Annotated in this window: 18 protein-coding genes; 1 reads left to right on the forward strand and 17 read right to left on the reverse strand. The window is 60.8% G+C overall.

Going from position 1 to position 25,711, the window contains the following annotated elements:
* The first annotated feature begins 8 nt into the window (after nucleotides 1-8).
* Nucleotides 9-1,559, forward strand: a complete 1,551-nt coding sequence (locus NMA52_RS09160) for a glycerophosphodiester phosphodiesterase family protein (RefSeq protein WP_254827361.1) — start codon at nucleotides 9-11, stop codon at nucleotides 1,557-1,559.
* Here the strand turns inward: NMA52_RS09160 and NMA52_RS09165 are convergent.
* The 17 genes from NMA52_RS09165 to NMA52_RS09240 form a co-directional block, all read right to left on the reverse strand.
* Nucleotides 1,556-2,932: an alkaline phosphatase family protein gene (locus NMA52_RS09165; RefSeq protein ID WP_254827362.1), complete on the reverse strand. Its 1,377-nt coding sequence runs from the start codon at nucleotides 2,930-2,932 to the stop codon at nucleotides 1,556-1,558. The genes NMA52_RS09160 and NMA52_RS09165 overlap by 4 nt on opposite strands.
* A 3-nt stretch (nucleotides 2,933-2,935) precedes the next feature.
* A complete protein-coding gene (gene eboE / locus NMA52_RS09170) occupies nucleotides 2,936-4,138 on the reverse strand; it encodes a metabolite traffic protein EboE (protein WP_254827363.1) in 1,203 nt (400 codons plus the stop codon).
* Nucleotides 4,139-4,258: 120 nt separating this feature from the next.
* Complete coding sequence (locus tag NMA52_RS09175) at nucleotides 4,259-4,849, reverse strand: hypothetical protein (RefSeq protein WP_254827364.1); 591 nt, start codon at nucleotides 4,847-4,849, stop codon at nucleotides 4,259-4,261.
* Nucleotides 4,846-5,280 carry a T9SS type A sorting domain-containing protein gene (locus NMA52_RS19130; RefSeq protein WP_371930955.1) on the reverse strand — a complete coding sequence of 145 codons (435 nt, stop codon included), beginning with the start codon at nucleotides 5,278-5,280 and terminating at the stop codon, nucleotides 4,846-4,848. Before NMA52_RS19130 ends, NMA52_RS09175 begins: the two co-directional genes overlap by 4 nt.
* Before the next feature lie 1,094 nt (nucleotides 5,281-6,374).
* Nucleotides 6,375-7,250, reverse strand: a complete 876-nt coding sequence (gene eboC / locus NMA52_RS09180) for a UbiA-like protein EboC (RefSeq protein WP_254827365.1) — start codon at nucleotides 7,248-7,250, stop codon at nucleotides 6,375-6,377.
* A gap of 1 nt (nucleotide 7,251) precedes the next feature.
* Nucleotides 7,252-8,166 carry a TatD family hydrolase gene (locus tag NMA52_RS09185; RefSeq protein WP_254827366.1) on the reverse strand — a complete coding sequence of 305 codons (915 nt, stop codon included), beginning with the start codon at nucleotides 8,164-8,166 and terminating at the stop codon, nucleotides 7,252-7,254.
* A 26-nt stretch (nucleotides 8,167-8,192) separates the two neighbouring features.
* Entirely contained in the window at nucleotides 8,193-8,996 is an 804-nt protein-coding gene (locus tag NMA52_RS09190) for an EboA domain-containing protein (protein WP_254827367.1), read from the reverse strand.
* Nucleotides 8,997-9,143: 147 nt separating this feature from the next.
* Nucleotides 9,144-11,189, reverse strand: coding sequence for an excinuclease ABC subunit UvrB (gene uvrB / locus NMA52_RS09195; RefSeq protein ID WP_254827368.1), 2,046 nt, complete (start codon nucleotides 11,187-11,189; stop codon nucleotides 9,144-9,146).
* Between the two features lie 100 nt (nucleotides 11,190-11,289).
* Entirely contained in the window at nucleotides 11,290-11,967 is a 678-nt protein-coding gene (gene trmD, locus NMA52_RS09200; RefSeq protein ID WP_254827369.1) for a tRNA (guanosine(37)-N1)-methyltransferase TrmD, read from the reverse strand.
* 372 nt (nucleotides 11,968-12,339) lie between these two features.
* Nucleotides 12,340-13,386, reverse strand: a complete 1,047-nt coding sequence (locus tag NMA52_RS09205) for an MBL fold metallo-hydrolase (protein WP_254827370.1) — start codon at nucleotides 13,384-13,386, stop codon at nucleotides 12,340-12,342.
* Nucleotides 13,387-13,881: 495 nt separating this feature from the next.
* Nucleotides 13,882-14,838, reverse strand: coding sequence for an alpha/beta hydrolase (locus NMA52_RS09210; RefSeq protein WP_254827371.1), 957 nt, complete (start codon nucleotides 14,836-14,838; stop codon nucleotides 13,882-13,884).
* Nucleotides 14,839-14,910: 72 nt separating this feature from the next.
* Entirely contained in the window at nucleotides 14,911-15,810 is a 900-nt protein-coding gene (locus tag NMA52_RS09215; RefSeq protein ID WP_254827372.1) for an alpha/beta hydrolase, read from the reverse strand.
* Between the two features lie 3 nt (nucleotides 15,811-15,813).
* Complete coding sequence (locus tag NMA52_RS09220; RefSeq protein WP_254827373.1) at nucleotides 15,814-17,259, reverse strand: tagaturonate reductase; 1,446 nt, start codon at nucleotides 17,257-17,259, stop codon at nucleotides 15,814-15,816.
* 33 nt (nucleotides 17,260-17,292) lie between these two features.
* On the reverse strand, nucleotides 17,293-18,942 hold the full coding sequence (locus NMA52_RS09225) for a UxaA family hydrolase (protein WP_254827374.1): 1,650 nt from the start codon (nucleotides 18,940-18,942) through the stop codon (nucleotides 17,293-17,295).
* A gap of 191 nt (nucleotides 18,943-19,133) precedes the next feature.
* A complete protein-coding gene (locus tag NMA52_RS09230) occupies nucleotides 19,134-19,901 on the reverse strand; it encodes a rhamnogalacturonan acetylesterase (RefSeq protein ID WP_254827375.1) in 768 nt (255 codons plus the stop codon).
* Nucleotides 19,898-21,322 carry a glycoside hydrolase family 28 protein gene (locus NMA52_RS09235; RefSeq protein ID WP_254827376.1) on the reverse strand — a complete coding sequence of 475 codons (1,425 nt, stop codon included), beginning with the start codon at nucleotides 21,320-21,322 and terminating at the stop codon, nucleotides 19,898-19,900. Before NMA52_RS09235 ends, NMA52_RS09230 begins: the two co-directional genes overlap by 4 nt.
* Before the next feature lie 154 nt (nucleotides 21,323-21,476).
* A complete protein-coding gene (locus NMA52_RS09240; protein ID WP_254827377.1) occupies nucleotides 21,477-25,703 on the reverse strand; it encodes a hybrid sensor histidine kinase/response regulator transcription factor in 4,227 nt (1,408 codons plus the stop codon).
* Nucleotides 25,704-25,711 lie beyond the last annotated feature (8 nt).

Below are 25,711 nucleotides of genomic sequence, written 5' to 3' on the forward strand. Positions count from 1 at the left end.
GCGAACCTATGCAATACCCATTTCTTCTCGCCCTCATCGTGCTAAGTAGCTGGGCGGGCGCGCAGGTCCCGTGTGCTATGGATAAAGAGCAAGCTCCTCTGGAGGTGATGTCCTACAACATCCGCCTAAACGTTGCCAGCGACGGAGAGAACGCCTGGCCCAACCGCCGGGAGTTTCTCGTCAGCCAGGTACTCTTTCACGCCCCCGACATCCTCGGCACCCAGGAGGTCCTGCCGGATCAGCTCGCCTACCTCGACCGCCACCTCACGCCCTACGCCTACCTCGGCGTGGGCCGCGATGGGGGCAATGCGGGCGAGTACTCCGCCCTCTTCTACAACCGACACAAGTTTACGGTAGCCGAGAGCGGCACTTTCTGGCTCTCCCCCACCCCCGACGCCGTGGCCTCCGTAGGCTGGGACGCCGCCCTGCCGCGGATCGTGACCTACGGACGCTTCCGGGACCGGCGGAACGGTCACGAATTCATGGCCTTCAATACCCACTTCGATCACCGGGGCGAACAAGCGCGGGTGGAGAGCGCCCGCCTGATCACGCGAATGATGGATTCGCTGAATACGGACGACCTACCCGTCGTGCTGACCGGTGACCTCAACCTCACGCCGGAAACCGAGGCCATCCGGACCCTGACCGATTCGCTCGTCGACGCCTACGCTACGGCTCCCGTACGCCTCGGACCCGCCGGTACCTTCACCGGCTTTGATCACGCGACGCCCGCCGAACGGCGCATCGACTACATTATGGTGTCGCCCGGTATCCGGGTACGAAAGTTCGCCACCCTCACGGATGCCGTGGACGGGCGCTACCCCTCCGATCACTTCGCCGTTGTCGCTTCACTGGACCTGCGTCCCCGCCCCCTGATCGTCGCCCACCGGGGCGCCAGCGGTCACGCCGTGGAAAACTCCATGCCGGCTTTCCAGAAGGCGGTGGAGCTGGGAGCGGACATGATGGAACTGGACGTGTGGCGGCTCCGGGATGGTACCGTTGCCGTGTACCACGACAGCGACCTCAAACGTCTCACCGACTCCGACGCCAAGATCGAGGAACTGACGTTGTCCGAACTGAATCAGGTCGTGCTCGACGGCGCCCACCGGGTACCCACCCTCCGGGACGTGCTGATGCAGGCGGATAAAGAAATTCAGATCAATGTCGAGCTCAAGGGGGGCAGTACCGCGGAGGGCACCTACGCCCTCATCGAGGAGTTCGTAAAGGATCACGGATGGAAGATCGGGGACTTCATGATCTCGAGTTTCCGCCACGACGAACTGCGGCGCATGCGCGAACTGTCTTCCGACATCGACATCGCCGTCCTCCCCCACGGCAATCCGCTGGAGGCTATCGGGGTGGCCGAGGAAGTCGGCGCTTCGGCCATCAATGCTTATCACGGCAGCCTGGACCAGACCGTCGTGGACAAGATCCACGCCGCCGGACTGAAGGTGAACGCCTGGACCGTAAACGAGAAGGCCGACATGCGCCGGCTGCGCGCCTTTGGGGTCGACGGCTTCATCACGAACTACCCGGACCGGGCACGCGCACTGGACTAAACGGTTTCCTCCGGGAAGGTTGCCCGCAGCAGCCAGTCGAACACCCCGGGGGCATCGAGCCGGTCGGGAGTATCGAGCCGGCTGATGAATACGGGCTTGTCGCCGTCCTTACCGCCCAGGTACCCGTGGGAGCCCTTCACCAGATCGGCGGTGAGGGGTACCACGTCCATGAGGGTCCGGAAGCCGAGTTTTTTGCCGGCGACCTTCAGGGCAATCCGGGGAATGAGCAGTTTCTTCTCCGGGTCGAGGAACATCTCCACGGGGTCGTACCCGGGCTTCTTGTGGATGTCCACGGTCCGCGCGTAGTCCGGAGCCCGGGCATCGTCCAGCCAGTAATAGTAGGTGAACCAGCTGCGGTCATCGGCTACGGCCACGAGTTCGCCGGCCCGGGGGTGGTCGATTTTGTAAAGCTTCTTCCCCGCTTCGTCCAGCAACTGACCGATGCCCGGTACGCGTTGCAGCAGTTCGCGGACCAGGGGGATATCGGCCGGGTCCCGGATGTAAATGTGGGCGATCTGGTGATCGGCCAGGGCGACGGCGCGGCAGGTACCTACGTCGAGCAGTTCGGTGCCCCGTTCCTCGCGGACACTGATCAGGCCCGCCTCCCGCAGTATGCGGTTGATGTGAACGGGCCGGTCGACGTTCGTGATGCCGTATTCCGAAAGCACCATGACCTCCACCCCGTGGCTTTCGTAGAATTCGATAAGATCTTTAACCACCCCGTCGATCTCGCGCAGGTCCTGGCGTACGGACGGATGCTCCTGACCGTGGCGCTGTAGGTTATAGTCGAGGTGGGGCAGGTACACTAGGTTCATCGTCGGCTGGTGCCAGTCGAATACCCGCATGGCGGCATCGGCGATCCAGCGGCTGCTGCTGATGTTGGTGCGCGGCCCCCAGAAGGAAAAGAGCGGGAAGGTCCCCAGCTCCTTTTGTAACCGCTCGCGCAGGTCCATGGGGAAGCTGTAGCAGTCGGGCATCTTGCGCCCGTCCGCGAGGTACTGCGGGCGCGGGGTCACGCAATAGTCGACCGAGGAGTACATATTGTACCACCAGAACATGTTGGCGACCGTAAAGGAAGGGTCCCGCTTCCGGGCCACGTCCCAGATCTTGGGCGACTGGACCAAATGATTGCTCTGCCGCCAGAGTTTGATTTCCTGTTCGTCGCGGAAGAGCCAACCGTTGGCGACGATGCCGTGGTCCCGGGGCCACTTTCCGGTAAGGTAGCTCGTCTGGGCCGTGGTGGTCACGGCGGGGAGGGCGGGGTCCACGGTGGTCGTTTTCCGGCTGGCGGACCACTGTTTCAGGAAGGGGGTGTCTTCTCCGATGAGGTCGGCGCTCAGGCCTACGATGTCGATGATGGCGGTTTTGCGCACGTCTTAGCGGTTCAGTTGATTACGTACCCACTCCAGCTCCCGGTGAATGCTGTCGGTAAGGGTGAGGCGTTGATGGTCGGGCAGTACGTCCCAGGTGTAGGTTTCGACTTCGAGGTGGTGGGTGAAGGGATCGGCTTTCCACAGCTTCAACGTCTCGGCAATGGCATCGTTCGTCGACTGCAGACGCCCGTAGCAGTCGGTATAAATGGGCACGTGAAAATGGGTTCTTAATTCTGTGTACGCCGGATCGGACAGGGCCGCGAGTCCGGGGCCCAGATCGGGAAACTGGCGAATATTCCCCCGTCGGTGGCGCAGGGCCGTCTGGTGCAGGTAGGTGGGTTCGTCGTAGGGCAGGAGAGCGGCGTGCACGGCCGCGCGGTCCTCGGTCAGATCCGCCTTCAGGGCGGCGCTAATTTGCAGTTTCCCCACCCGGATCCCCGCTTCCCGCATGTTTTGGAGTACGTCGGCGGGAGATTCGTAGGCGACGGCGAAGTGACAGACGTCCCAGCAGAGCGTCAGGTGTTCGCGGATCGCCGCTTCGGCAGTGGCGCGCGGAACACCAAGTTCCCGTTGCAGCCAGTCGAGGCCCTGGGTGAGGACCACTTTCCGGTAAAAGTCCGTGAATTCCTGACTGTTCTCCAGGATACCGTCGGGTTCCGGCTCGATGTCGAGGTGGAGGGATTTGCCGGTGCGCTCTTTGATCCGTACGAGGTGCAGCACCACTTCCATGAGGTGGCGGGTGGAGACGCGGGTCGCCCGCGCCAGCTCCTCCTCCGACGTGAACCAGAAGCGGTAGGAAAGCGGGCTGGTAGAGATGCCGCCATCCATACCCGCGGGCAGTAGCTCGGCCAGAATGCCGAAGAGCCGGATCGTATAGTCGACGCGGTCCCGGGTGGTCCAGTCGGGGGTGTAGACGTCGTCCTTCACCCGCTCTCCGTGAAACTCCCCGTACGGGAAGCCATTCATGGTGAAGACGTAGCATTCGTGGTCGGACAGCCACCGTCGGAAGGACGTCAGCTCCTGCGTTCCCGCCAATTCCTCCGCCGCACGGGCCGACAGGCGCAGACCGATCCCGAAGGGACCATCGACTTCCGTAAGTTGCTTAACCTTCAGCAGGTGGTCGAGGCTGGCCAGCACCTCCGGCCAACTTTCTCCGGGGTGAATATTTGTGCAGTAGGTAAGGTGATGACCGGGATTGATCTGCATGCGGGGCGGATGAGTAACCGCAAAGAACGCAACCACGAAGTAAAGTGGAGAACGTTGACGGCCTTTAGAAAGACATCACGGGAGTAGATCCTTAATTTCACCGCCACCGAACGCCGTTAACTACTCACTTAGTGAAACCTGAAACTGACCACTGGTGAGTAAGAACGTATCGGGTCGCAGACCGCCGTAAATGGGTAGTCCGAGCGTATCGTGTTCAAAAGCCAGATTAAATGTACCCTGGAAGTGCTTGCGGTCATCCGAGATGCCCGTGAAACAGATCTCGTTGGCAAAATCCGGGTGATTGAATAAAATATACGTCTCAGCGAACGCATCGCCGTGCAGAGGGGTAAATCTGGCAAACCTATGGATATATCCTTTGCCATACATATCAGCCGTATGCCGCTCCAGCGACTGGCAGCCCAGCCGGGGTTCGTCTATCAGAAACGAAAGTTGCTCTCTGGGTACACCTTCTTGATCAATAAAATGGGCCTGAAAATCCCAGTAGTGATGTCCTTTAGGGCGATAGATTACCTGGTAACCGGCTACCCAAATCGAGTCGGGTTCGTAGGTAGCGGTCGTATAATCAAATTCTTCCCAGGTATCCGCCCCACCGGTGAGTGCGCCAAGTTTTTCTTTTTCGCAACCCGGCAGCAGACACAGTAGACATATCGAGTATAGTAGATATTCGTAAGATAGGTGAACTATATTCATTGTATGCTGACCTTACGGGTGTACGTATGCAACCCATCGGTTACCGTTAGAATATAGGTTCCGGTAGGCAGATCGACGTCAATGGACTGGTATACCGTCGCCAATGCCTTGAGCGTGATCGTTCGCGTGAAAACCCTACGTCCCCCTAGGGAATGTAATTGCACCGTTGCTTTACCATCTGTTTTGGCCCGGTACATCACGGAAAACACTCCGACCGAGAGGTTAGGAAATACTCGAAGAGAAGGCACGCTAATATCGCTGGATAGTAATGCGTCAGATGCAAACAAATTTGTGTCCGTGCCGTCTGAAGCTAAGCTATCCGGTTCGGGACCGGTACCTTGCCCCCCCGTTATTTTGTGGACGTCCGTAGCGGTGGTACCGTTAGAGCAGGTTGCGGTGACCCTAAGCCACAGATCGCCGCTTTGTGGCATAGTAAAATCGACGCAGGTAGAAGTATAATAGGGGCTGTAATTGAACCCGTTGTAACTGTACTCCCACACCAGGCTGACATTGTCACAGTAGGTAACATTTGCGCACCATGTGCTGGTCTCGCCTGCTTCCAGTTGATTGAATCCGCGAATATAAACTTGTACGGGTTACCAGCCGCATCCGCGGCATCGGTAAACAGGACGAGAACCGTAACCTCGCTGTTGCAGTGGTTTTTTTGTGGCACGGTAGACGGTTGCTTTAGTCGCGACCCTGAGGCTTCCGTTTCCACCGCACATCCATAACCCTCACTGATAGGGCGGTCGCGAATCTCGATCAATATCCCGTACTGATCGCCGAGCGGAAGTAGTTTGAAACTCCGGTTTTGGTAAACAATGCGTCCGGTGATACCCCCTTTATAGCGCGTCATAGTCAATGACCCTTCCGACTCCGGGAACACTGCAGCGTAGGTATACGCATCGTCTGCAATCGCCCTGACGTCGGTCGTGGTTGCTACCAGTACAGACGGCTCGCCCGGTAACAGGAGAGCCAATTTTCCGTTGCTGTGAAGATTTGAGAGCTGTAAGTTTCCTTTAATCCGTACGTCCAAATAGTCTGCATTTGCGCGTAGCCTATTCAAGTTGCTTTGCTGTTGGGAGGTAAGGTCCAGCGTTCGCTCAGCAATAGGCGTAAGAAAGGGAGCCACCTGAGAGATCGCGACAGTCGGGAAGAAAACGGATAAAACGTAAAAACCCATTATCATTAAGGACCGCGTCCGTTTAATGAAGAGTATACAATCGTAGGTGGGGGGGAGTCAAGAGTATTGTATTTGTGTAGATGAATTATATTTATCTGCAAAAACTCATTGAGAAAAGTTTGTTCCCTCATGGAACACCTGCCGAAGCATTCGCAATATCCGGGTAAGGATACTCAAATGATGCTGTCCTTTGGATAGAATTAATCTTGTCAATGCAGATTCCTATATGAATTATACGGGATATACATCATATCAAATTATTACTCGATATATGTATAATTTTCCGTCGATTACATGGACGGAGACGCAGGTGCTGAGGTTTTCCGGTGGGACGCTGGCAAATCAGGTTACGGAGAAGTAGCGCGCAAGGCCGAAAGACACCGGCAGCAGGGCCAGGACGGCCAGGCCGGCGGGCCACCCCATGAATCCGGCCGCGAGGCAGGCGTTGAGGGGAATGAGGGAGATGACGCCCGTCTTCACGGCCCCCTTGATGAGGGGCGGCCGGTTGTCGCGGATGGCGGCCACCTTTGCCCGGAGGTTCATCCCGTACCACAGCAGCAGGAACGGCAGGGCCGGCCAGAGATCAGCCACCGTCCAGCGGGAGAGCGACAGCAGGGCCAGGGCAACGGCAGTATCCAGACCAAGAGCCAGTTGGATGGAGGCCCGGTTCCGCCCCCCGACCTCGCCGCGGCTCGTGAGCGTGATGGCTCCGATAAAGACGATGGGAATGAAGGCTAGCCACCAGTAGTCCTGGAGGGCGGCTATGCTCAGGCTGATGCCGAGAAGCAGATTGCCGCCACGGCACATTCCCATGACGAGCGGACCGAAGAATGCATGGTGTTTGGCCTTCGCGTCGTACACCAGCGTGAGGGCGGCCACCACGAGGGCGATCGCGCCACTCGTCGGGGACACGATCAGGGAGAGACCGACGCCGGCCAGTAGGAGAAGTCCACCGAGCAGTGTTGCCTGGGCCAGCGTTACCTGCCCGCTCGGCAAAGCGCGCTCGGGCCGCTCCACCCGGTCGAGGTCCAGGTCAAAGACGTCGTTAAACACGACCCCGCCGCCGTAGAGTCCGAGGGTAGCCAGGGCGAGCCAGCCGACCTGGTCGTCCCACGCGCCGGAACAGGCGGCGGCAACACTGGCGCCGGCCAGAATATCCGCGACGGCCGTTACGAGATTAGCCGGTCGCAGCAGGCTGAGAAAGGGACGTAGGGCCACGTTAGTTTTCGATGACGTTATCGGATTCTGTTTCGGAACGCTCCGTTTTGCGTCCGTTGCGGAGTACGCTGTTGCCGCTGAAAAGTTGGCTGCGATCGATGTCGGGCGCGTCGGTCCAGTCGGATTCCTTCATTTGTCCGCTCTGCCCGTAGGCGGCCAGGGCATTTCCGTAGGTGACGAGTCGCACGTCTTCCTCGGGTATACCGCGCTCCAGCATGAGGGCGGCGGTCTTAGGAACGGACAGCGGATCGCTGATGCCCCAGTCGGCGGAGCTGTCGACGATGATGCGTTCCGGGCCGTAGTGCTTCATCAGGTCGACCATGCGCTCGTTTCCCATTTTGGTACCGGGATAGATGGTAAAGGCCGTCCAGTAGCCGCGGTCGAGCACCTCCTGGGCGGTTTCCTCGTTACAGTGGTCGATGATGACCTTCGTGGGGTCACAGCCGTGTTCCTCGAGTACGTCCATGCTGCGGTACGTCCCGTTCTTCTTGTCGCGGTGGGGGGTATGGATCAGTATGGGCAGGTCGAGTTCCAGGGCCAGTTCGATCTGCAGCCGGAAATACTTGTCTTCGGCGGCGGTCTGATCGTCGTAGCCGATCTCCCCGATGGCGACCACGCCTTCCTTGGTGGCGTAAAGCGGGAGCAGTTCCATGACGGCTTCCGCGAGGGGTTCGTTATTAGCCTCCTTGGAGTTCAGTCCCATCGTGCAGTAATGGCGAATGCCGAACTGGGAGGAGCGAAAGCGTTCCCAACCAACGAGGGTGCTGAAGTAGTCCTTAAAACTGCCGACTTCCGTGCGGGGCTGGCCGAGCCAGAAGGCGGGCTCGATCAGGGCAACGACGCCGGCGGCGCGCATGGCCTCGTAATCGTCGGTCGTGCGGGAAACCATGTGAACGTGGGGGTCGATGAATTGCAAGGGTAGGAAGTTAGTTCGTGAGTCAGTTAGTTCGTGAGCCGGGTGGCCTGACGGCCGATCTCGTTCCAGGAGGGGGCGGGGGCGGCGGGGTCCAGGGCTTTGCGGGCGGCGGTTTGTTCGAGGGGGGTACCGGTCCGGGCGGTGAGTTCCAGGGCGGCGCGGGCGCGGGAGCTAAGAAATCCATCGATGAAGCGCCAGAGCTCGGGACTAACCGGGCGGTGGGCACTCCGACGTTCGTCGGCGTAGTCGAGGAAGATATCGGCGAGCTTGGCGTTTTTACGTTCCTCGATGCGGTAGATGCGGTGCATCGGTCGGTCCATGAACATCGCCTTGAGGACCATATGGTTCCAGGCATCTTCGGAGAGGTAACGGGCGGGGAAGGGATTCTCCAGGGCGATGGCATCGAATACGCCGACCATATTGGTCCGCAGGCCCTCGCGGGTGCGGGGTACGAAGTCGGCGGCATTGGGCAAAAAGTACAATCCCTTATACAGGGCGATGAGTTCCCGGTAATCCGCCGTACCGAAGAGGTCATCGAGGATGCGGACGTTGTCCTGCGCGGGCAGGGCCGTCATGAATAGTACCCGGGCGAGCTGGTCGGCGCTCCAGTTGGTGGCACTGAAGTTGGGGTAAGCGACGTTCAGCGCACTCAGCTCCGATTCCGTAAAGTTGAGCTCTTCCTTCCCGACGAAGCGCGGGCAGGCCCCAAAGGCGAGGTAGAAGGTGCGGACTTTGAAGTCTTCGTCGAGGGAGGCCAGTTTACCCTCCAGCCAGCGAAAGGCATCCGGGGCAAGGTGTTTTTCTAAAATGTGGTGCAGTGGGTGATTCATGCGGTGTAATTAGGCCCGCCCGGGGCCTCGTGCGGGTAGCCAGCGCGAACGGGGTTCCCCGGGGAGGGGAACAAACTCAGAACGCAGCTTCCATTCCGGGATTGTTTGCGAACGAAGCTAAGAACTACGCGCCAAAAGGGCACGGTTTCAGTTCTCCTTTAGCATCATACCGCCCGTTTTCAGGCGGGCTTTGAGGGCGAACACCTCGTCGCGGTACTGGGCGGCACTCATGAAGTCGAGCTCCTTAGCCGCCTTCTTCATTTTTCGTTCGGACTCCTGAATGGCGAGCTCGAGTTGGTCTTTCGTCATGTGCTGCAGGACGGGGTCGGCCGCTACGCTGGGTTGGGTCTGCTCCACGTAGGCCCGCTTGCCGTTCTTGCCCCGGATATCGAGGATGGTGCTGCGGTTGATGATCTCGTCCCGCGTCTTGGCCATGGTCATCGGCGTAATGTCGTTCTCCTCGTTGTAGGCCAGCTGAATGGCGCGGCGCCGGTTGGTCTCGTCGATGGTACGCCGCATGGAATCGGTGATCACGTCGGCGTACATAATGACCAGTCCGTTGCTGTTACGGGCCGCCCGGCCGGCCGTCTGGGTAAGGCTGCGTTCGTTGCGGAGGAAGCCCTCCTTATCGGCATCGAGGATAGCGACCAGGGAGACTTCTGGAAGGTCGAGTCCCTCCCGGAGGAGGTTCACGCCGACCAGTACGTCGAACTCCCCGAGGCGGAGGTCGCGCAGGATCTCCACCCGTTCCATCGTATCGACTTCGGAGTGAATGTAGCGGACCTTGATGCTCATATTGGCGAAGTAGCTGGTCAGTTCCTCACTCATCCGCTTAGTCAGCGTAGTGACCAGTACGCGCTCATTGACCTTACGGCGCTCGTCGATCTCTTCGATGAGGTCATCGATCTGGTTGAGGCTCGGCCGTACTTCGATGGGTGGATCGAGCAAACCGGTGGGCCGGATCAGCTGCTCGACAATCTCGCCGCCGGTCTGTTCGAGCTCGTAGTCGCCGGGGGTGGCGGATACGTACACGACCTGGTTGATGAGGCTTTCGAACTCCGTGAAGTTGAGCGGCCGGTTGTCCATGGCCGAGGGAAGTCGGAAGCCGAAGTTGACCAGGGAGAGTTTGCGGGCCCGGTCGCCGCCGAACATGCCCCGGACCTGGGGAATGGTCACGTGGCTCTCGTCGATGATCATGAGAAAATCATCGGGGAAGTAATCCAGTAGGCAGAAAGGTCGGGTGCCCGGTCGCCGCCCGTCGAAAAACCGGCTGTAGTTCTCTACCCCGTTACAGTAGCCAAGCTCCTTCATCATCTCCAAGTCGAAGCTGGTGCGTTCGTGAATGCGTTTTGCCTCCAGCAACCGGCCCTCCCGTTCGAAGTAGCGTTCCTGTTCGTAGAGCTCGTCCTCGATGTTGCGGATGATCCCGTTGAGGCGCTCCTTGGGGGCTACGTACAGATTGGCCGGAAAGATGGCGGCATTACGCATGGTTTCGATACGCTTGCCGGACTCGATCTCGATCCGTTCGATGGTTTCGATCTCATCGCCGAAGAAGACCACCCGGTAGCCGAACTCAACGTAGGGCAGGTTGATATCGACCGTATCGCCCCGCACCCGGAAGGTGGCGCGCCGGAAATCGGTCTCGGTGCGGCTGTAGAGGCTGTCGACCAGATCGTACAGGAAGCCGTTGCGACTCTTCGTTTGTCCGACCTCCAGGCGGATGATGCCCGACTTATAGTCCTCCGGATTACCCATACCGTAAATGCAGCTCACGGAAGCGACAATGATGATGTCGCGGCGCCCCGAGAGCAGATTGGAGGTGGCCCGTAGCCGGAGCTTATCCACCTCCTCGTTGATGGCCAGGTCCTTCTCGATGAAGGTATCGGAGGTGGAGATGTAGGCTTCCGGTTGGTAGTAGTCGTAGTAGCTCACGAAGTACTCCACGGCATTGTCGGGGAAAAATTCCTTGAACTCCCCGTACAGCTGAGCGGTCAGTGTCTTGTTGTGCGTGAGGACCAGCGTGGGCCGATTCAACTGGGCGATCGTATTCGCCATGGTGAAGGTCTTTCCGGAGCCGGTGACGCCGAGCAGGACCTGTCCGCGCTCCCCCTGTTCGACACCCGCCACGAGTTTTTCGATGGCCTGGGGCTGATCGCCGGTAGGAGAGAATTTGGATTGGAGCTTAAAAGCCATAGCGGTGGGAGTTACGGACGGTATGGGAACCGGATAAACCGGCTCAGGGTTGATTACCCGTCCGACGGCTATAGCGGTTGGACGGTCCCACCCTACACCATCATTCCCCCAGCAGATCCGGCCGCCGTTCTTGCGTACGTTGTAGTGCTTGTTCCTCCCGCCATTCTTCGATTGCGCCGGTATTGCCGCTCCGCAGAACATCGGGGACTTCCCGGCCGCGCCACTCCGCCGGCCGGGTATAGACGGGAGGGGCCAGCAGGTCATCCTGAAAAGTATCGGTGAGTGCACTGGTTTCGTCGCCGATCACCCCGGGGAGAATGCGACCGATGCTGTCTACAACGACCGCCGCGGCCAGTTCTCCGCCGGAGAGTACGTAATCCCCGATGCTAATTTCCAGGGTAACGTATTCCTCGCGGATGCGCTCATCGATCCCTTTATAGTGGCCGCAGATGAGCAGGAGATTGCCGAGGAGGGAGAGGCGGTTGGCCCGACGTTGGGTGTAGCGTTCGCCGTCGGGGGTGAGGTAGATGATCTCGTCGTAGTCGCGCTGTTCGCGGAGTTCATCGATCAGGGCCGCCAGGGGTTCACACCGCATCACCATGCCGGCACCGCCCCCGAATTGATAATCGTCGACGCTATTGTGCCTACCGAGGCCGAAGGGTCGCAGATCGTGTACGGCGATGCTGAGCAAGTTCTTATCCCGCGCCCGTTGCATGATGCTGTGGGAGAGGGGGCTATCGAGCAGTTCGGGGACAGTGGAAATAATGTCAATGTGCATGGGAAAGCGGGCTTGCCGCAAAACTACGGCGACTACCCCGTCCGACCGCTATAGCCGTCCAACGGGGGAACACCATTCCATGACACACCCTCATTTTGGGGTACAACAGCCGCCCCAGGAGAAACTTAACCGGACTCCACCTACAGTAGACTGATGGGGGGTACAGCGGTCCAACGGCTATAGCCGTCCAACCGCTATAGCCGTCCAACGGGGGAACACCGCTCCATGACACACCCTCATTTTAGGGTACAACGGCCGACACAAGAAACTTAACCGGACTCCACCTGCAGTAGACTGGTGGTGGGTACAGCCGTCCAACCGCTATAGCCGTCCAACCGCTATAGCCGTCCAACCGCTATAGCCGTCCAACCGCTATAGCCGTCCAACCGCTCCGGACGACCCCGCCCCGAACCACCACGGTTCATTAACGGCCGGCTGCAACAGATAATCCGACAAGCCGTGCCTACTCATCAGGCGGGACGCCCAGGATATAGGTTCTGAAGCCGGCTCGTTGCTCAGGTCATAGGTACCATGGTGCATCGGCCACCAGTACCGCGCCTCAAGATCACGGTAGCCGGTAAACGCCTCGGCCGGATTCGCGTGAGCTTCCCGCATCATGTATTCGGGTGCATACGCGCCTATGCCCAACATCGCCACGTCGATGCCGGGAAACATGCGGCCGATCTCTTCCCAGTAAGGGGTCTTACCGCTATCGCCACCGAAGTAGATTCTCCTGTCTTCCCCCTCCCCGACCGCAGCTTCAATCATGAAACTGCCCCACAGCACGTGGTTGAAATCCCGAAGCCCCCGACGGCACCAGTGGCGGGAGGGCAGTAAGTGAATGCTTACCCCCGTACCCGCCAGATCGTACCGCTGAAACCAGGCGGCCTCCTCCACGACGGTCTCCCCTACCCAGTCCTTAATGACCCCGGAAAGCCGCAAGGGACACAAAATCTTAGCAATGCGATTGTTCGCTACGATGGTCCGGATGCAGTCCTTGTCCACGTGATCGCGGTGATCGTGACTCAGCAGCAGGTAGTCGATACCGCGCAAGTCACCGTACCCGAAGGGCGGATGTACCCGCCGCGGCACCAGCGGCATGTCGGTGAGTTGAGGGTCGGTGAGAAACCGCAAGCCGTTGAGCTGAAGCAAAAAACAGGCGTGTCCGAGCCACACGATCCAGTTGCGGCTGCGGTCGCCGAGGTAGCTGACGTCAGGACTTACCCGCGGCACCCAGTGATCGCGCTTCTTTTCGGACCGCTGGGGATTCGGCGTGAGCATCATGCGCATCACCTTACTCCACCGGGGAGCGAAAGGCTCGTGCAGATACTGAAATTCCTTACCGACAATGGGATTGCCCCGCCACCTATCGGCACGCGCGGGGTGAACGGGGAGCGCTGGGTTCAGCAGGTATTCCATAGGTACATTCGGCGGGGACGCCGGTGCAGGGTAGTTCGGTAGGTGCAAAGGAGTTTGGTGGTATAAGGTTGAGCATTCCGGAACGATATTGAGGAATCTTCACCCATCATCACCGTGCCCGCCCCTCGTTTATCGGTCGCATACACATCCGCCAGACCCGTATCTATCCCTATACGAAGCCCACCCTACCCCACCCGCCTGTAGCAAATTCAACGGTACTTCAACCGGTACACACGGCACACCAGTCAAATTTGGTGCACCCAACCCACTAATTTCGTACGTACACTCATTGCGCGAAGGGATACTGTAGGTCCGAATCACTTACGGTGTCGAGCGTCCTCCTTTAGCCGGTTACTCCACGACCATCACCGCTGACCGGTCCTTCCTCCGTCGGCTCCTACCGTAAACAGTCGCACCCTACATCTCCCTTGCTCCTTCAATCACCACTTTCGGAGGATTCGGCACTTTCCTACCGGGTAAGCGGACGAACCCGCGCTATTCTGCGTGGGGAAAGATCCGCCCCAAAAACCTAACGGCGTACTCCAGGGTAGGCTCGAACCACGGGTCGAGTAACCAAAACGCATGGGGGGCATCCGCGAAGGTTTGTACCTCACTGTACGTTCCTTGGCGATGGAGGATGTCAATGAAGTCCTGCCGCCCGGCGTGAAACCGGGGGTAGGAGCTGTTCACGAATAGAAAGGGCGGCGTACCGATCCCCGCGTATTCAAGAGGGGAAGCCTCCCGCCACTGCAGGTAGTTTCCCTTGAAGTCACCGAGCCAGGCGTTCGCCGACCGACCGGTCCACTCCGGCTCCGCTTCCGGATGAATGAAGGATACGATCCCGTCGATGTTGAGAACGGCCTGAACGTCGGCCGAGTACCCGACCCAGGGACTTACCGTGTCGTAGAGCAGCGGTCCGTTCGTGACGCCCAGCAGGGAAGCCAGCTGCCCCCCGGCCGAGCAACCGTAAGCCGCGATCCTATTGGTATCGATGCCGTATTCTCCGGCGTGGGCCCGCATCCACCGCACGGCCTGCTTCAAATCGATCACCGCCGCCGGATAGGGCGCCTCGGCGCTGAGCCGGTACTCCGGGGTCACGGTGACGTAGCCGAGTCCGGCGAGGCGCTGCGCCATGGGCGTCAGATTTTCCTTGGAACCCGTCGTCCAGCCGCCGCCGTGAATCATAAGTACTCCGGGCCGAAGCTCGTCCGCGGGTAGGCGGAACACGTCCAGGTGCAACTCCCGATCGCCCGCCGCCGTGAAGTATACCCGGTTCGTATCCGCCACTACGCCCGCCGGAAGCCGGGGATACACCGGTCGCACGCCTGGGTAATCGCGCCGGATCTTTTCGAAGGACGAATGAATGGAATAGCTCGTGTCGCGGGGATGGTAACCCGACTGGGCTTCCAGCGCGCCGAAAAACAGGAGAATCAGCAGTAGGACGAAGTGCATGGGCCAGAAACGTTTGCTTTACGGGGTGATCGTGGCACCCGCGCCCGCGCCCTACCGGCCCCGTTGCGGAAGTTACAGCGTGCGGAGCCAATTCGTGAAACGCTCCACCCAATCGTCGGGAGTCGTGGGGTTGTGGAGTCCGAAACCGTGCCCCCCGGCCGCGTAGAGGTGCAGTTCGGCGGGGACGCCGTGGTCGAGGCAACTGCGGTAGTACGCAAGGCTGTTCTCCACGGGTACGGCACCGTCGTCGGCCGCGTGCACCAGAAACGCGGGCGGACTATCGGAGGTGACGCGGCGCTCGGCCGAAAAGCGGATGACTTCCGCCTCGGTAGCCCGCTCCCCGAGCAAATTATTGCGGGACCCCCGGTGGGTGATCGAATCGGCGAAGCTGATCACGGGATACAGCAGAGCCGCGAAATCGGGCCGCACGGAGGTCGTATCGGTTTCGCCCGGATCGGCCACGCGATCGAACTGGGTGGCCGCCGTTGCCGCCAAATGACCGCCGGCCGAGAATCCCATAATGCCAATCTGATGGGGATCGACGCCGTAAGTGGCCGCCCGTTTGCGCACCGTGCGGATCGCCTGCTGGGCGTCCATCAGGGGGGCAAGCGACTTATCGACGTTCGTAGCGTCCTGCGGGATCCGATACTTGAGTACGAAGGCGGTGATGCTGTCGCGGTTCAGTCGCTCGGCGACCCACACGCCCTCCTTGTCGAAGGCCAGACGGGCGTATCCCCCACCCGGGCAGATGATGACGGCCTTTCCGTTGGGATGGTCGGGCAGAAAGGCGGTGAGTTCCGGCACGGCCACGTCGGCAATGCTCCGACCGCCGACTTCCCGCTCCTCGACCGTTTCGGGATCGGCGACGGCGCGGGCGTTCGGTACGGGACCTTCGTAAAGGGGCTGGGTCTGTTGGGCGGGCATGGCGGTGCTTAGGGCGGCAATCAGCAGGCAGAGAAAGGGGCGATGCATAGGTTACGATTGATGAAGATGACGAACGGCGCCCGGTACGCCCACCGCTTCGATCCGGTGCAGGGTATCGGACAGCACTTGGTGGAGGCCGTCATGGGCGGTTAGGTCCCGGCCCCACGCCCGTTCCCATCCGAGCACCCGGCGGGCCAGGGCGTCGGCGTCCTCGGACTCGGACCAGGCCGATTGCATGAATTCGATGGCCCAGTGATCATCCTTGAGGGGAATCGTACCGTCCCGGAAGTCCCCGCGGTAGAAGCGGATGAGGGCGGCCAGCGAAAGTACTAGGCGCGGCGGCCACTCCCCTCGTCGGTCGTGGTAGGCGAGCATGGTCGGCAGCACCCGTTCCCGGAATTTAGTGACCGAGTTCAGGCTGATACTCAGCAGGCGGTGGTGAATGAAGGGGTTCCGAAAGCGGTCGAGTACGTCGCGGGCGAATTGTTCCAGATCTACGCCCGGCAGATCGAGGGTAGGCAGGATCTCCTCGAAGACCACCGCCCGGACGAAATTGCCGGTCAGCTCATCCTCCAGCGTCTCCCGCACCGTTTCCCGACCACAGAGATAGCCGACCGGCACCATGGCCGTGTGGGTCCCGTTGAGGACGCTCACCTTACTGCGGCGGTATGGGGTGAGATCGTCGGTGTAGACGATGTTCAGGCCCAGCCGATCGAGGGGGAGCTCTTCGCGCACCGACGGCGGCGCGTCCACGGCCAGCAGGTGGTAGGGCTCGCCCTGGGTGATGGCCGCGTCGTCAAAACCGACGGTGGCCAGGGCGGCGGCTTCCTCCTGCTTTCCCACGCCGGGTACGATACGGTCGACCAGGGTATTACAGAAGATACACGCTTCATTCACCCACCGGGAAAAAGCGTGCCCCAGCTTCCAATGATCGGCGTACCGCAACACTTTCTCCCGCAGCACCCTGCCGTTGTCGACCAGAAGTTCCATCGGCAGGATCACGCATCCCCGCTCGCTCGCGCCCCCGAAATGATCGAACCGGCGGTGCAGCCACCGCGTCAGCTTGGCCGGAAATTCGGCCGGAGGCGCGTCGTCACCGGCATCTTCGGCGGAAAAGCGGATGCCCGCCTCCGTCGTATTGGACAGAACGTACCGCATGTCCGGGTTTTCGGCCGTGCGCAGGAAGCTCGCCCAGTCGCGGTCGAGACTCAGCACCCGGCTGACGTTGGTGATGAGGTCGTAGCGGTCGACCAGCTCACCGTTCCTGATGCCCTTGGTGAGTACGTGGTACAACCCCTCCTGCTCCCGCCACCTTCGGTAGATCTCCCGGTCGGAATTGTTGGCGACCACGACTCCCAGCGGGCGTTCGCTCTGCTGGTTGTAAACGTCGAGGATCCAGCCGGCGAAACCCCGGAGAAAATTGCCCCCGCCAAACTGAAGGACGCGTTCCGGGGGCGGGGAGGCCACGCCTGCCGTGGTACGGTTGAGTGTCTGCATACTGTCTTTTGGGTGGGTCGAGGATACGAAGATTTAGAGGGAAACGCCCCGCTTCCAGGGAATGAAATCGTCCTGCCCGAGTCGTTCGGCCCGGGTAAGCCGCCGGCCGCTGGCGACCTCGATCAGAAGATCGAGTAATTCTTCCCCCTTAGTCCGGATCGTATCCTCGCCGGAAATGACGGTGCCGGCGTTGATGTCGATGATGTCGGCCATCCGTTCGGCCAGGACCGTGTTACTGGCCATTTTCACTACGGGTGCCACGGGGTTGCCGGTAGGCGTACCCAGACCGGTAGTGAAGACGATCAGATTAGCGCCGGAACCCGCCAGACCGGTCGTGCTCTCCACGTCGTTGCCGGGGGTGCAGAGCAGGTTGAGCCCGGGTCGGGTGGCCGGTTCGGTATAGTCCAGCACGTCGACCACCGGAGAGGTTCCGCCCTTCTTGGCGGCCCCGGCCGACTTCATGGCGTCGGTGATGAGTCCGTCGCGAATGTTTCCCGGGGAAGGGTTCATCGAAAAAGCCGAACCCACCTCTTCGGCGCGTTTGGAGTAGCTGCGCATCAGGTGAGCGAATTTCTCGGCCGCGGCGTCCGTCACGCAGCGATTGAGCAGCTCCTGCTCAACGCCGTTCAACTCGGGAAATTCGGAAAGGATCGCCTTTCCCCCGAGGGTGACGAGCAGGTCCGAGGTATATCCCAGGGCCGGATTAGCGGAGATGCCGGAAAAGCCGTCCGAGCCGCCACACTCCAGTCCGAGGGTCAGATGCCGCAGCTCGGCCGGGGACCTCGTTACGCGATCGACCTCCATAAGCCCGGTGAAGGTCGCTCGGACGCCATCGGCGATGAAGTCGCGTTCGGAGGTGCTGGCCTGCTGTTCCAGAATATGCAGGGGTTTACGGAAGTCAGGACTGATGCGATCCAAAGCATCCCGCAGCACGCCGATCTGGGCGTTCTGGCAGCCCAGGCTCAGTACCGTGCCGCCGGCTACGTTCGGATTGTTGAGGTAGCCGGCCAGGAGGCGACACAGGGCCTCGGAATCCCGGCGGATCCCCCCACACCCTCCCTGGTGGGTCAGGAACTTAATGCCGTCCACGTTCGGAAATACCCGGTTGCGTTGCAGTTCGTCGCCCGAGCGGAGGATATCCGTCTGCAGGATCTCCGCGGCCGTCGAGCCCCCCCGGTACCGTTGGATCAGGGCATCGACGTCGACGCTGAAGGCCTTGTCCGTGACGTAGCCCAATTTTTCCAGCATTGCGGAACGAATGACATCCACGTTTCGGTTCTCGCAAAACACCAGCGGAATCACCAGCCAGTAGTTGCGGGTCCCTACTTGGCCGTCGGCGCGGTGGTAACCGTCGAAGGTACGGCCGGTAAAGGCGGAAACGTCGGGCACTTCCCAGTCCAGCCGGCGTTCGCCCACGGCGTAATCGCTGGAGGCATGGACCACGTTTTCGGTTGTTATGCGGGTCCCGCGGGGCACCGGACAGAGCGTTTTGCCGACGGTGACGCCGTACATGGTGATGATCTCTCCGACGGCAAAATCCCGTTCGGCGAACTTGTGCTTCGTCGGCACGTCCTCCGCAAACCGGAGGGGGGTCGGCCCCGTAGCGAGGACGTCTCCGGCGCGGAAGTCGCGGAGCGCAACGATCACGTTATCCGCGGGGTGAATTTTGAGTACCTCTGCCATGAATGTTTCGTTAGTGCGTCGGGGGAAGGGCGCTTCCCCGTATTAGTAAGCGGTTAAAGGTACTGAGCCGCGACGTTCCCGGCCGTACTTGCCGGTCTACCGAAAGGGGGGGAATTACGATGCGGGCGCGGCGCGCGGGTGCCGTGTTTCGCTTGAAAGCAAACTGTTTGGGTATTTCCGTCGGTACTTCCTCACTCCGTAGCGGGCAAGACCACGAATCGGCGGAGCGGAAGTCTCGCTTGCCGAATTCCCCCGGCGACCAGGCGGGCCATTTCCCGGGCGCCAACCGGAGAGAAGTGGGTATCGTCCTCCACGCCCCGGGGGTAATTATCGTGCTCTCCGGGCCGCGACCAAAGGTACAGACTTCGGGAAGCGGGATCGCCGTAACCCGCGACCAGCATCCGGCTCTTTTCGGTCATGTCGATCAGGGGAGTGCCCGTCGCGGCGGCGGCGCGGCGGGTGGCCGCCGGATAGCCCCCGTGGGTGCGGACCAGTTGACCTACGGCGTCAAATTTCCTGCGGATCACCGGCGTAAGTAAGACCGGCCGCCCGCCGCGCTCACGAACCTCCGCAACGAATTGCCTCAGGTTGCCCTCGAATGTTTCCGGGGAGGCGTAGCGATCGGATTCCGTTTTGCTGTCGTTGTGGCCAAATTGAATGAATACGTAATCGCCGGCTTGCACTTTTTCCAGTACGGACCGCCAGCGTCCCTCGGCGCGGAATGAACGGGTACTGCGGCCGTTACGCGCATGATTTTCGACGGGGATGCCCGGGAGGAAGTCCCCGAGCATCTCCCCCCAGCCCGTTTCCGGTCGGCGATCCGCCTCCTTTGGGCCCATGGTGGAATCGCCGACCAGGAAAACCGTCGGCGGGTTTCGGGGCGGGCGGTGACAGCCGGCCAGGGCCAGGAGTAAGGTCAGACAGACAACCCACCGGATGGAGAGGTTCACCGCGGTCATTGCGCCAGGCGACTGCCATTTACGTACACCTCGTTCAGGCGCAGATCCTCGACGAACTCGATCTTGTTTCCGTCGCTGACGCCTTCGAAACGGCAGTTATCCAGTACGACGCCCGTTATGGGGTGGTCGGCGTCGTAGCCCTCGAGCAGCAGTCCGTACTGGCTTCGCTCCGAGGTGACGTTCTCTACGAAGATGTTGCGCACCGTAGGCACGAACACCTGACTGGTATCGGAGAAGATCGCGTAGCGCATGTTGATCCGGACAACGGCCTCCCGCACCTCCCCGACGGTAATGTTGCGGAAGTAAAGGTTCTCGATGGTACCCCCGCGCACCTTGTTGGTCTTGACGCGGATGGCGCGCTCCAGATTGGGGCTGTCCATCACGCAATCCTCGGCGTAGATGTTACGGGCGCCCCCGCTTACTTCGCTTCCGATTACTACGCCGCCGTGTCCGTCTTTCATTTCGCAGCCCTGGATTACGACGTTTTCGATGGGCCGCTCACTCCGGCGACCGTCCTGGTTGCGGCCCGACTTCAGGGCGATGCAGTCGTCACCGGTATCGAAGTAGCAGTCCTTAATCAGTACGTTCTTGCAGCTTTCCGGGTCGCAGCCGTCGCTGTTCGGGCCGTGACTGATCACCCGTACGTTGCGTATGGTCACGTTTTCGCTCAGGGTCGGATGCAGCACCCACATCGGCGAATTACGGATCGTAACGTCCTCGATGAGGATGTTCTTACAGTTGTAGGGTTGCACGAAATTCGGCCGCAGATAGCTCGGCCCGGCGAAGCGACGCTCTTCCAGGGGCACCTCCCGGGTGTTCCAGTCGAAGAGCCGGGGGCGGCCGCCGGCGTCGGCCTGGCTGGGCATCCCTTCCCGCCATCCGTAGCGCTCGGACCCCGACCACGGCCACCAATTGTCTTCTCCGGCCTGACCGTCGAGGGTGCCGGTACCGGTAAGGGCAATGTTCTCCGCCCCGTAGGCATAGATCAGCGGGCTGTAATTGTAAGTCTCCACTCCCTCCCAGCGGGTATGCACGGCGGGCAGGTAGTGTTCGGGCGTGGTGCTGAACTTCACCGTCGCCCCTTCCGCGACGTGGAAGTCGACGTTGCTCTTCAGGTGTACGGGTCCGTTGACCAGGAATTCGCCGGCCGGGACCACCACCCTTCCGCCGCCGGCGGCATGACAACTATCGATCGCCCGCCGGATCGCCGGTAGGGCGTCGGAACGACCGTCGGCCACCGCGCCGGAGTGGGTAATGTCGAACGTCCGGTCGGGAAAGCGCGGAGGCTGTATCTCCGCGAGGATATCCGCCATACCCGCCCAGGGGTCAGCCGGTGGCTGCGTGCCGGGATCGGAATCCGGAGACGCACCACAGTGGAGAAACAGGAGCAGGGAAAAAAATCCGCAGAGGCATTTAAGCATAACGCACGATCGACTTACAGGGTGACCTCAGGGGATAACAGCCCCCGTCAGCCAATCCCCAAATATAGACCCCCCCGCCGGCCCCGGGCCACGCAAAAAACATCATCGGCGTAGCCCCTTTTCACCCTACGTCCGAGGGTCGCTTTCGCATGATTCAGGACCGCTCCCGCATCTCCTGCACGAATTGCGTCGGCGTCATCCCGTACTCCTTCTTGAAGGTGCGGCTGAATGAGTTTGGCAGGTCGAACCCCACCCGGTAGGCGACTTCGGCGACGGTCAGGCTGTCCTGGGCCAGCAGGTCACGGGCCATTTTCATCCGGAAGGACCGTAGCAGATCGATGGGCTTGCGGCCGGTCAGTTGCTTCACTTTACGGATGAAGTGCATGTGACTCAGGTGCATGGCCCCGCACATGGCCCTCACGTTGAAGTCGGAATTGCCTACGTTCTCGTGCAGCAGGCCGATCAGGCGGTTCATGAACTCCTCGTCGGGAGAGGCTACGACTTCCGCTTCCGGTGTAAGTCGGACGTCCAGGGTAAATTTCTCCCGCAGTCGCCGGCGTTGCTCGAGCAGGTTCGCTACCCGCAGCAGGAGCAGATCGGGATTGAACGGCTTGGTGATGTAGTCGTCCGCCCCCCGGGAATATCCGGAAGCCCTGCTCTCGTCGAGCACCCGCGCGGTGAGCAACACTACGGGAATGTGACTGGTGGCCAGGTTATCCTTCAGTTGGTGACACAGCGAGATCCCGTCCATCTCCGCCATCATAACGTCGCTGATCACGAGATCGATGGTTTGTTCTCCGGCTAGTTGCAGTCCTTGTCGTCCGCTCGTGGCCGTCACGACGGCATAACGGTCCTCCAGCAGGCGCGCCAGGAAAGCAAGCATATCGGGATTGTCCTCCACGATGAGTACGCGGGGGGTGGAGGGATCCGTCTCTCGATCGGAAGGTGGTGCGACTTCCTGTTCCTGTCGGAAATTGGCGAGCAGTAGCGTGGATTCCTGGCGGGCCGTAGTTAAGGTAGGTAAGTCCCCGACATCCGGGGAGTGGCCGGCCACCAGCGGTAGAAAAACCGTGAATCGGGACCCGACGCCCGTCGTACTCTCCACCCGAATCTCCCCCTGCATCAGATAGACGAGGTCTTTAGTGTAACTCAGTCCAATGCCCGTGCCCGCTTCGGTCGAGGCTGCGGACGGGGAGGTGTAGTACTTGTCGAAGATCAGGGCGATCTTATCCTGGCTGATGCCGCTTCCGGTATCCTCCACGCGGATTTCGAAGTAGCGATCGTAGTAAGACGGTAGGCCGGCCGAGGAGGCATCCACCGCCGTTACGCTTACGGTGATGCTTCCCCCGTCCGGGGTGTGACGGAAGGCATTGGAGAGCAGGTTAGCTAATACCTTTTCCACCTTGTCGAGATCCACCGCAACGATCTCGTGCTCCGCTGCACTGGTGAACCGGAGATCGATACCGCGCCGGAGAGCGAGATCCGCGAAGAGCTCGGTGACGGCCGCCAGAAAGTCGGGCAGGCAAAGATTGCTCAGCTTGATTTCCAGTGCGCTCTGCTCGATCCGGCGCATTTCGAGTAGCTGATCGATCAGGTTGAGTAAGCGCCGGGCATTGCGCTGCACCATCATCTGTAGTTGCCGCCGACGGTCGGCGGGCAGGGCGTGATCTTCTCCCACCAGTCGATCGATGGGGCCCAGGATGAGCGTAAGGGGCGTCCGGAGCTCGTGGGAAATGTTGGTAAAGAAGCCCACCTTGGCCCGGGATAGGTTCTCCAGTTGTACCAACATCCCCTCAAGTTGGTCGCGGTGTTGGCGTATCTCCTCGTTGCGGTCCTGCAAGGATACGTTCACCGCTTTCAGTTTCGCGTTCTTCCGGTGCACCCGGTATTCATAGACGCCGAACAGCATCAGGAACAACAGCATCAGTCCGATAAACCACGCCTGTTTCCAGATCGGAGCCAGCACCTCGAAGGAAGCGACGGCGGGCGTGGGGTCGACGTTAAAGTCGAGGTCCCGGGCGCGGACCTCCAGGCGGTGGGGGCCGTCGCTCAGGCCGGTGAACGCATATTCTTCGACCGCCGCGAAGGGTTGCCATCCGCCACCGTCCAGGCGGTAGGAGTACACCAGGCTTTCGGAACGGGTCTCGCCGAAGTAATCCCTGCCCGACCACGAGACGAGGCCGTTGCCGTTCGCCGATACCCGCTCGGTGTTGAAGGCAATGGTTGTTTCGGGCGGCGTGGGGGAGGGACGGTAACGGGTCGAATAGAAATCGTACTGATCCAGCTCCAGCTGCGTGGCGTTCAGCGCCTGTCGCTTCCAGTTGCGCGAGACGCGGTCGATCCAGATGTGCTCGTCGGAATGGCGGATGGTGCCCCCCTCGAAGTCGAGGTTCAACTGCTCCGGAAGGAAATTGCGGGTCCAGGATTTACCGTCGAAGGCACACGTCCCGTTTTCGGTGGCCACCAGTACGATGGAATCGGCGAGCACGGCGATGCTGATGATGGTGTTCCCCGGCAATCCGTCCGCGGTGGTGTAGTTGGTCCAGTCCCGTCCGTCGTACACGAATACCCCGTAATACCTTGACCCCACCAGAAGGCGGTCGCCCGTGCTGTACAGGCAGTTGACATACTGCCGCAGGCGTTCGTCGGCCGCGGGTTGCCACTCCCGGCCGTCGAAGCACAACAACTGACTGCCCCCGATGCAGATACGTCCGTCGGGCGATTGTCCGATCCCGTACACATTGGCCTGGCTGAGCCCGTTCTCGCCGGCGCGGTGGTAGGTCCACCGCAGGTGATCGGCCAGGGGGTCGGTCAACTGCACCAGTCCGCTCGTGAAACCATCCTGCACGTTGGCGTCTACGCTGCCGCCGAACCAGAGACTTCCGTCCCGGGCCTCGAATACCGCCCGGTAATCAATGCCCCACGACAGGGTCGGGTGCAGCTGAAGGTCCCAACGATCGTTGCGCCAGCGGGCGGTGGCCGCTTTACCGCGGTGGGATCCCGCCGCCCATACCTGACCCCGGGAGGTGCGCAGTAGGCGTACCGGCGTATCCATGAGTCCGTCCGTAACTCCGAAGCCCTTCCAGTCATCTCCCTCGCGACGGACCACTCGCTTGTCGTGGGCAACGTACCATTCTTCCCCGTCACCTATCGCAAACTGGAAGCTCAGCCCATCGTAAGTCAACCATTGAGCGAAGGAGAGATCTAGCAACAGCAATTTGGACTTGTAGCCCGCTAGCCACAATTTCCCGTTCGCGCTCCGCTGCAAAATCACCCGGTTAGCGGGTATGGGGTACTGGGGAGCCTTGTACACCGACCAACTGCCGTCGGGGAAGTAGGCGAATAATTTGGCGATCGTCCCCACCCAGATGATGCCGTTGTCCGACTGCACGATGTCCGTCAGGTATTCGTCCCCTCCGAAGCGACGGTTCAGGTAGATGGTCTCCCAGTCCGTACCGTCGAACACCAGTATGCCCCGGTCGGAGCTCGAGTTGATAACCCAAATGCGACCGTCATCGGCTTCCAGTAGGCGTTGAAATGCTCCGAACCGCCGTCGGGGCCCATCTTCAAAAACGGTAAAATCCGTCCAGCTACCATTACGCACGTCCGACCAGCGAAAACGCAGCAACTTACCAGTCTCCTCCTCCGTGGTCACGGCAAGCCACACATTGCCCGCCCGGTCCTCCAGGATGTCCGACACGTCCCGGAAGTCCCCCGCCGCACTCAGGGCCTCCGGCGGAAGCTCGACCCACCGGGCCCCGGGAAAGAACGGGCGGAGTGCCGCGATCTTAGCGGCGGATGAGTAGGTCGTCAGTGTACCGTCCGGCGCGATCTCCACTAATCCCCGGCTCGCGCTGGCGATGATCCGCCCGTCCCGCAGCTGCCGGAGGGTGACGAAGTTGAAGGGCAGGTGTTCCGGAATATCTACCAGGTGGGACCAGCGGGATCCATCGTAGCGGTAGATGCCCCGCTGACTGGCCGCGTACACCGATCCATCGTCGGCGACCATGATTTGATCGACCGGCGCGCCGCGCGGGCTTCCGGCCTGCCGGTGGGATGTCCAGTGGTAACCGTCGTATTCCAGTACGCCCTCACTCGCTCCGGCGAATACGTGACGGTCCGGGGTTTCGGCGATGCAGCGTGTCCCGGCGCCGTCCAGTTCGGGAAACTGCCGCCAGCGCCAGGCTTCGGCCAGGGGATTGACCGGCTGGGGCGTGTAGGGTTCGGCGGCGGTGGCCAGGCCCGACCAGACCGCAACCAGCAATACGAGTGCCCACCCAAAGCGGCGGCTCTTCCGACGAGCCCGGCACCCGCGCTCCCGCCCGCCCCCCCTTGCAGCGGACCGCACCGGGTACCGCAGTGGCCGGAAGGTTGGGGGCATGGGTATTC

The sequence above is a fragment of the Lewinella sp. JB7 genome (genome assembly GCF_024297185.1).
In the GTDB taxonomy this organism is placed as follows: domain Bacteria; phylum Bacteroidota; class Bacteroidia; order Chitinophagales; family Saprospiraceae; genus Neolewinella.

Excerpts from the sequence above, each read along its gene's own strand:
- NMA52_RS09160 (WP_254827361.1), top strand. The coding sequence starts at position 9 with ATGCAATACCCATTTCTTCTCGCCCTCATCGTGCTAAGTAGCTGGGCG.
- eboE (WP_254827363.1), bottom strand. The coding sequence starts at position 4,138 with ATGCAGATCAATCCCGGTCATCACCTTACCTACTGCACAAATATTCAC.
- NMA52_RS09175 (WP_254827364.1), bottom strand. The coding sequence starts at position 4,849 with ATGAATATAGTTCACCTATCTTACGAATATCTACTATACTCGATATGT.
- NMA52_RS19130 (WP_371930955.1), bottom strand. The coding sequence starts at position 5,280 with ATGCCACAAAGCGGCGATCTGTGGCTTAGGGTCACCGCAACCTGCTCT.
- NMA52_RS09190 (WP_254827367.1), bottom strand. The coding sequence starts at position 8,996 with ATGAATCACCCACTGCACCACATTTTAGAAAAACACCTTGCCCCGGAT.
- uvrB (WP_254827368.1), bottom strand. The coding sequence starts at position 11,189 with ATGGCTTTTAAGCTCCAATCCAAATTCTCTCCTACCGGCGATCAGCCC.
- trmD (WP_254827369.1), bottom strand. The coding sequence starts at position 11,967 with ATGCACATTGACATTATTTCCACTGTCCCCGAACTGCTCGATAGCCCC.
- NMA52_RS09205 (WP_254827370.1), bottom strand. The coding sequence starts at position 13,386 with ATGGAATACCTGCTGAACCCAGCGCTCCCCGTTCACCCCGCGCGTGCC.
- NMA52_RS09210 (WP_254827371.1), bottom strand. The coding sequence starts at position 14,838 with ATGCACTTCGTCCTACTGCTGATTCTCCTGTTTTTCGGCGCGCTGGAA.
- NMA52_RS09215 (WP_254827372.1), bottom strand. The coding sequence starts at position 15,810 with ATGCATCGCCCCTTTCTCTGCCTGCTGATTGCCGCCCTAAGCACCGCC.
- NMA52_RS09220 (WP_254827373.1), bottom strand. The coding sequence starts at position 17,259 with ATGCAGACACTCAACCGTACCACGGCAGGCGTGGCCTCCCCGCCCCCG.
- NMA52_RS09225 (WP_254827374.1), bottom strand. The coding sequence starts at position 18,942 with ATGGCAGAGGTACTCAAAATTCACCCCGCGGATAACGTGATCGTTGCG.
- NMA52_RS09230 (WP_254827375.1), bottom strand. The coding sequence starts at position 19,901 with ATGACCGCGGTGAACCTCTCCATCCGGTGGGTTGTCTGTCTGACCTTA.
- NMA52_RS09235 (WP_254827376.1), bottom strand. The coding sequence starts at position 21,322 with ATGCTTAAATGCCTCTGCGGATTTTTTTCCCTGCTCCTGTTTCTCCAC.
- NMA52_RS09240 (WP_254827377.1), bottom strand. The coding sequence starts at position 25,703 with ATGCCCCCAACCTTCCGGCCACTGCGGTACCCGGTGCGGTCCGCTGCA.